Source organism: Streptomyces alkaliphilus (assembly GCF_014141535.1).
Classification (GTDB): Bacteria; Actinomycetota; Actinomycetes; order Streptomycetales; family Streptomycetaceae; genus Streptomyces; species Streptomyces alkaliphilus.
The window spans coordinates 1-7,157 of sequence record NZ_VKHT01000158.1; the positions used below are offsets into that span (position 1 = coordinate 1).

At 72.2% G+C, this 7,157-nt stretch carries 3 protein-coding genes; 1 reads left to right on the forward strand and 2 read right to left on the reverse strand.

Annotation, left to right across the window (positions count from 1 at the left end):
• Positions 1 to 1,864, forward strand: a 1,864-nt coding sequence (locus FNQ90_RS07785; RefSeq protein WP_228470952.1) for an ABC transporter ATP-binding protein, incomplete at its 5' end; no start/stop codon positions are given.
• Between the two features lie 99 nt (positions 1,865 to 1,963).
• Here the strand turns inward: FNQ90_RS07785 and glgP are convergent.
• Entirely contained in the window at positions 1,964 to 4,558 is a 2,595-nt protein-coding gene (gene glgP, locus FNQ90_RS07790; protein ID WP_143619179.1) for an alpha-glucan family phosphorylase, read from the reverse strand.
• A gap of 476 nt (positions 4,559 to 5,034) precedes the next feature.
• Positions 5,035 to 7,157: tetratricopeptide repeat protein (locus FNQ90_RS07795; protein WP_228470953.1), on the reverse strand; the 2,123-nt coding region annotated here is incomplete at its 5' end.

The window sequence follows — 7,157 nt, forward strand, 5'->3', positions numbered from 1 at the left end:
CCCCGGCACCGCCGACGGTCCCCCCGGCACGACCGGTGACGACCGGCCGCGCGCCGGGACCGGCCCCGACGACGGGGACGCGGTGGCCGCCGACCGGCTGCCCGCCCCGCCCGACGCCCCGCGCCGACTGCTGGGCTCCCTGCTCCGGCCCCGGCGGCGAACGATCGCCCTCGCCGCCGTCCTGCTGCTGGTGCAGCAGATCGCCGTACAGGCCGGGCCGATGCTGGTGGCGTACGCCATCGACCGGGGTGTGCCCGCCGCCGTGGCCGGCGACCACGGGCCGCTGGTCACCGTCGCCGTGCTCTACGCGGTCTCCGCGATCGTCTCCGGTCTGCTGATGAACGGCTACCTGCGGATCGCCGCCCGGGCCGCCCAGGCCGTTCTGCTCGACCTGCGCGGACGCATCCACCGGCAGGGGCAGGCGCTGAGCCTGGACTTCCACGACCGCTACACCTCCGGGCGGCTGATCTCCCGCGCCACCAGCGACGTGCAGGCCCTGCGCGACCTGCTCGACGAGGGCCTGCAGGATCTGCTGATCGTCTTCGTCTCCGTCGGCTACATCGGCGTGCTGCTGCTGTGGCTGGACCTCGGCCTCGGCGGATTGGCCCTGGCCTCCCTGGTCCCCATGTGGGTGCTGGTGCGCGGTTACCGACGGCGGGCCGGGGTGATGTTCTCCAAGCGGTCCACCGCCATCGCGGCGGTGATCGTGAAGTTCAACGAGACCCTGAACGGCATCCGCCCGGTCAAGGCGTTCCGGCGCGAGCGGCACAACGACGCGCACTTCGCCGGACTCAACGACCGGCACCGCCGGCTCAACGGCGACACCATCCTGGAGATGGCCCGCTTCGTGGTGCTGGCCCGCCTGACCGCCAACGTCGCTATGGCCGCCATCATCATGTGGGGCGCCTACCGGGTGGCGACCGACGCCCTCGCCCTGGGCGCCCTGGCCGCGGGCGCGCTCTACATCAGGCGGCTGTTCGAACCCCTGGACCGGGTCGCGATGATCCTCAACTACTGGGAGTCGGCCGCCGCCTCGCTGCACAAGATCGCCGGACTGCTGGCCCAGCGTCCGGACGTCCCCGAGCCGGAATCCCCGCGGACACTGCCGGAGCGGCCCGCCGAGCGGCCCGGCCGCGAGGTGGTCTTCGAAGGGGTCCGCTTCGCCTACCGGACCGGCGGTGAGGTGCTGCCGCGCTTCGACCTGACCCTGCCCGCCGGGCAGACCGTCGCCCTGGTGGGCGCCACCGGCGCGGGCAAGTCCACCCTCGCCAAGCTGCTGGCCCGGCTCTACGACCCGGTGGAGGGACGGGTCCTGCTCGACGGCACCGACCTGCGGCGGCTGGCGACGCCCGAACTGCGGCGCGGGGTGGTGATGGTGACCCAGGAGGCGTTCCTGTTCTCCGGTTCGGTCGCGGAGAACATCGCGCTGGGCCGCCCCGACGCCACGCGGGAGGAGATCGAGGCCGTCGCCCGGGCCATCGGGGCCCACGAGTTCATCGCCGCGCTGCCGGAGGGGTACGACACCGACGTGCGCAAGCGCGGCGGACGGATCTCCGCGGGACAGCGGCAACTGGTCGCCTTCGCCAGGGTGCTGCTCGCCGACCCCGGCGTGGTGATCCTGGACGAGGCGACCTCCTCGCTGGACATCCCCGGCGAGCAGGCGGTGCAGGAGGCCATGCGCACCGTGCTGCGCGACCGCACGGCGATGGTCATCGCGCACCGGCTGTCCACGGTGGAGATCGCCGACCGGGTGCTGGTCATGGAGGCGGGCCGGATCGTGGAGGACGGCTCGCCGGAGGACCTGATCGCCGGCCGCGGGGAGTTCTCCTCCCTGCACCGAGCCTGGCGGGAGAGCCTGGTCTGACCCCCGGCCCCGGGAGCGGGCCGGGCGGACGCGACGGGGGCAGGTCCCCGCACCCTCCGGGATGCGGGGACCGGCCCCTTCCGTACGACGGACGCGGGATCAGCGCAGCAGCACCCCGGCCTCGTGTTCCGGCACCTGCTCGACCTCCATGCTCGGCAACGCCACCAGCCCCAGTTCGGCGTGCGAGGCGAGCATCGGATGCGCGGGCAGGATCCGCACCGTGTACCCGAAGGGCCCGGAGCGGTCCAGCGTCAGCTCTCCCTCGTAGGTCCAGCGGCCCTCCAGGTCGGCGCCGCCCAGCGGCTTGAGCGGAACCACCCGGGGGTCGGCGAGGGTGTCGTTCTCGTCCACCCGGCCGGTCACCGCCTGCACCTGCACGGCGTCCGGGTCCAGCCCGCCCAGCGCCACCCGCACCCGCAACGGCACCACACCGCCGAGGACAGGGGGCTCCTCGCCGGAGTCCACGTGGTCCACCGAGACGCCGGGCCACTCCCTCCGCACCCGCTCCACGTACGCCGCCAGTTCGCGGGCCGCGTCGGCGTCCAGCTCCCGGTGGGCGCGGGCCGCCGGGGAGTACAGCTCACCGACGTACTCGCGCACCATCCGCTCGGCCAGGACCTTCGGCCCCAGCCGGTCGATGGTCGCGCGAACCATCTCCATCCAGCGCACCGGTGGTCCACCGTTGCCGCCCCGGTCGTAGAAGCAGGGCGCCACCTGCTCCTCGATCAGCCCGTACAGCGCGGCGGCCTCCACCGCGTCGCGCCACTGCGGGTCATCGGCGGCCATGCCGTCGGCGGTGGGGATCTCCCAGCCGAAGTCCTGGTCGGCCCACTCGTCCCACCAGCCGTCGCGCACCGAGAGGTTGAGGCAGCCGTTGAGGGCCGCCTTCATCCCGGAGGTGCCGCACGCCTCCAGCGGGCGGATCGGGTTGTTCAGCCACACGTCGCAGCCGGAGTACAGGAAGCCGGCCATCGCCATGCCGTAGTCCGGCAGGAAGACGATGCGGGTGCGCAGCCTGGGATCGTCGGCGAACTTCACCAGTTCCTGGATGAGCCGCTTGCCGCCCTCGTCGGCCGGGTGCGCCTTGCCCGCGACGATGATCTGAACCGGCCGCTCGGGGTGCGTGAGCAGCCGCTTCATCCGCTCGCGGTCGTTGAGCATGAGGGTCAGCCGCTTGTAGGACGGCACCCGGCGGGCGAACCCGAGGGTGAGCACGTCCGGGTCCAGGACCTCGTCGATCCAGCCGAGTTCGGCGCGGGCCGCGCCACGCTGCCGCCAGGAGGTCCGCAGCCGTTCGCGCACCTCCTGGATCAGCCGCTCGCGCATCTCGCGCCGCAGCTGCCACAGGTCCGCGTCGGACATGTCGCCCGCCCGGACGTCCCGCATCGCGTCGTCGGTCCAGGTGGGGGCGTGCACGCCGTTGGTGATGGAGCCGATCGGCACCTCGGAGGAGTCGAAGCCCGGCCACAGTCCGGAGAACATCTCCCGGCTGACCGTGCCGTGCAGCGTGGAGACGCCGTTGCAGCGCTGCGCGGTGCGCAGGCCCAGGACCGCCATGTTGAAGGGGCTCGGCTGCCCCTCGGCCGTCGGCTGCCCGCCCGGCGCGGCGGTGCCCTCCGGCTCGCGGCCCAACTCCAGCAGCCGGTCCCGGTCCAGCGAGGCCAACTCGGCGTCCGGGCCGAAGTGCCGGGCCACCAGTTCCTCGGGAAAGCGGTCGATGCCGGCCGGGACGGGGGTGTGGGTGGTGAAGACGGTACCGGCACGAACGGCGCGCAGCGCGGCGTCGAAGTCCAGGCCCCGCTCCTCGCCCAGCTCCCGGATCCGCTCGGCGCCCAGGAAACCGGCGTGGCCCTCGTTCATGTGGAAGACCTCGGGCTCGGGGTGCCCGGTGATCCGGCAGTAGGCTCGCAGCGCCCGCACCCCACCGATGCCCAGGAGCATCTCCTGCAGCAGGCGGTGTTCGCTGCCGCCGCCGTACAGGCGGTCGGTGACGTCCCGCTCGGCCGGGTCGTTCTCGGCGAGCGAGGAGTCCAGGAGCAGCAGCGGCACCCGCCCCACGCGGGCCTGCCAGATCTGGGCCCCGAGGGCACGTCCACCGGGCAGGGTCAGGGCCACCCGCACCGGGGTGCCGTCCTCCTCGGTGAGGAGGGTCAGCGGCATGGCGTGCGGGTCGAGCACCGGGTAGTGCTCCTGCTGCCAGCCGTCGGCCGACAGCGTCTGACGGAAGTAGCCGTGCCGGTAGAGCAGGCCGACACCGATCAGCGGGACGCCGAGGTCGCTGGCGGCCTTGAGGTGGTCGCCGGCGAGGATGCCGAGACCACCGGAGTACTGGGGCAGGGCGGCGGTGATGCCGAACTCCGGGGAGAAATAAGCGATGCCGCGCGGCAGCTCCACACCCTCCTGCTGGTACCAGCGATCATCGGTGAGGTAGTCGCGCAGTTCCTCGGCGGCGACTCCGAGGCGGCGGAGGAACCCGCGGTCGGCGGCCAGCTCGGCGAGCCGGGACGCGGAGACCGTGCTGAGCATCCGCACCGGATCGCCCCCGGCCGCGGCCCACCCCTCGGGATCGACCGAGCGCAGCAGCTCTCGGGTCTCGGGATGCCAGGACCAGCGCAGGTTCAGCGCCAGCTCCTGGAGCGGTAGCAGGGACTCCGGAAGGACGGGACGAACGGAGAATCGACGAATGGCCTTCACCATTCGAAGGTAGCGGCGCACACGGGCGTGTCGCGAGAGCTTCGGGAGGATTGGGCCGGCGGAGGTACGGCGTGTCGCCCGGAATCCGGGTCTGCGAACGCCGTTCCCCGGAGAGCGGACGCCCCCGACGGGCCCGGAATCACCGCGTCCGGGAGCGGATCCAACCCCCGCACCGGTCGGGAAGTTGGTCCCCGCACCGGTCCCCCGGTGGGTTTCGGGGCGTTCTCCTTCAAGGCGTGAAGATGCCGATGGCCGGCCGGTTTCCGCCCCTGCTCTCCTCCCGGGCGCCCTGTCCGGGACACCCCGATCGGCCGTCACCCGACCGCCGGGCGGCGGGGCCCCGGCGGTCGGGCGCCCCCGGGCGGGGACCGCTCCCCGAGCCGGGAACGCCCCGGGGCCGGGCCCCTTCCTCCGGCCCCGGGCGGGGACCGCCACCGCCGGGCGGCAGGGACACATGGGAAGGGCCCGGGAGGAAGTCACCCGGCGGGGAGGTGTCCCCTCAGCCGGGCGCGAAGAAACTCCCGGAAATCCTCCAGTCGCCGCACGTCCGTTCCCGGTTCCGGGGGCAGGGATCCGAGCTCCTCCAGGATGGGAGAAGCGAACACCCCGATCATCTCGGCGTCATGGAGGAAGTCGATTTCCCTTTCGGCCTCATCCCATCGGGAGCAGGCACAGTGGACCGGCACCGAACACGCCCTCGCACGCATCCCTTCCATCCCTCCCCGCTGCACGGATTTCGTGAATGCGCTCCTCGCCCGTTCCCACCACCGTCGGGCCTCCTCCTGCCCCATCACTCGATACGTCACGGCCATCTCGTAATATCCTTCCCCGTTTTTCGGGTTGATTTCGATGGCACGACGCAGGTCGGTCAGCGCGGACTCGTGGTTTCCCAGAATCCGATGGGTTCGGCCACGCGCGACGAGGGCCGGATCGGATTTTGGAGCAACCTTGATGGCATGGTTGAGGTCTGCCATCGCCGCGGCGGGGTCGCCCAGTGACCTGTGCACCTCCCCGCGCTTGATGCGGGCGATAACGTTATCGTAATCGATCCGGACGGCACGGTTGAGGTCGACGAGGGCGGCGTCATGGTCACCCAGAACGTGGCGTGAATTACCCCTGATAATTCGAAAGCCCGCAACATCGGGTTTGAGCCCGATGACGCGATCGAAATCGGTGAGGGCGGCAGCGTGCTCGCCGAGCAGTTGACGGTTTTCTCCACGGGCGTTCCAAGCCCAGACGTAGTCGGGATCAAGTTCGATGGCGCGGTCGAAATCCCTGCGTGCGGCGGCGTGGTCGGCGACGCCGATGTACTGACGACCGCGGAGGGTGTGGGCCCGGGCCCGTTCCCGAACGGGGAGACCGGGTGCGGTGGTCAGGTGTCCGAGAACGGCGATGCGGCCCTCCGCACCCTCGGTTCGGGGCGTGAGGCGCACCGCCCAGTCGAGGGTGGGCCGATGACCGCCCCCGCTTCCGGCGCGGTGAAGCGCCGTGGCCCATGTACTCAGACTTTCCGAACCCCGGGCGCAGGCTTGGATGGCGTCGGTCAGCGCCTCGGGGAGGGCCCGGTCGGGTTCGGCGCACAGCAGGTGGTGGATCTCCGCGGTGCGGTGGGCGCGCCACCGCTCGTCACCCCACTGCCGGGCACCATGAGTGGTGAGGTGGACTTCGAGGGCTTCGCGTTCGCGGGCGTGGCGGTCGGCCAGGCGTGTGTGGAGTTCGCGCCGGCGGTGGGGGGAGCGGGTGCGGTGCAGGCGCAGCATCTGTTCGCGCACCAGCTGGTGGTAGCGGTAGCGTCCGCCGTCGGCGGTCACGAACGGCAGTCTCCCCAGCCACCCGCACTCCTCCTCCGGCCGATCATCACCGAGAAGGGCCCGGTGGATGTCCTCGTCGATCTCCATCGGCAGGGCGCAGGCCGCGATGGCCTCCCGGCGGGCGGGGTCGTCCTGTCCGGTGAGGAAGCGTTCCACGGCCGTCTCGGCCGGGTCGCCGATCTGTCCGGGGTCGGTGGGGCGGGCTTGGGCGAGCATGTCCACCAGCACCGGCAGCCCTCCGGTCAGCCGCAGGATGGTCGCCACCACCGACTCCTCCACCACCCCGTGGCGGGCCAGCAGTTCGGTGGCCTCGGTGTCGGTGAAGGGCTCCAGCGATATCCGCACCACGTCCCGGGCCGTCTCCCCCCACACGCCTGGGGTCAACGCGCTCTGCCCGGCCATCACCGCGATCACGTTCAGCGGCAGCTCCCCGTACCGCTCCCCGGCCACCACATCACGCACCCACTCCTCCACACCCGGGCCGATCCGCTCCCACACGTCGAGGATCACCACCACCGACCGCCGGTCCCGGGCCGCCTCCGTCAGGTCCTCGACGAACACCGGCGTCAGCTCACCCACCGGGTCCAGCACCAACTGCGCGTCCCGCCGATCCTTGACCCGTGTGCGCACCGCCCGCGCCCAATCCAGGCCACGCGCCAGTTGATCGGCGCCCACCGCCCCGGCGGGATCACCCAGCAGCAGACCCGCGCCGGCCAACACACCGCGAGCGGCCAACGAGGCGGGCACCGACGGCCCACCCTCCCCGTCCACCCCGGGCAACACCGCGC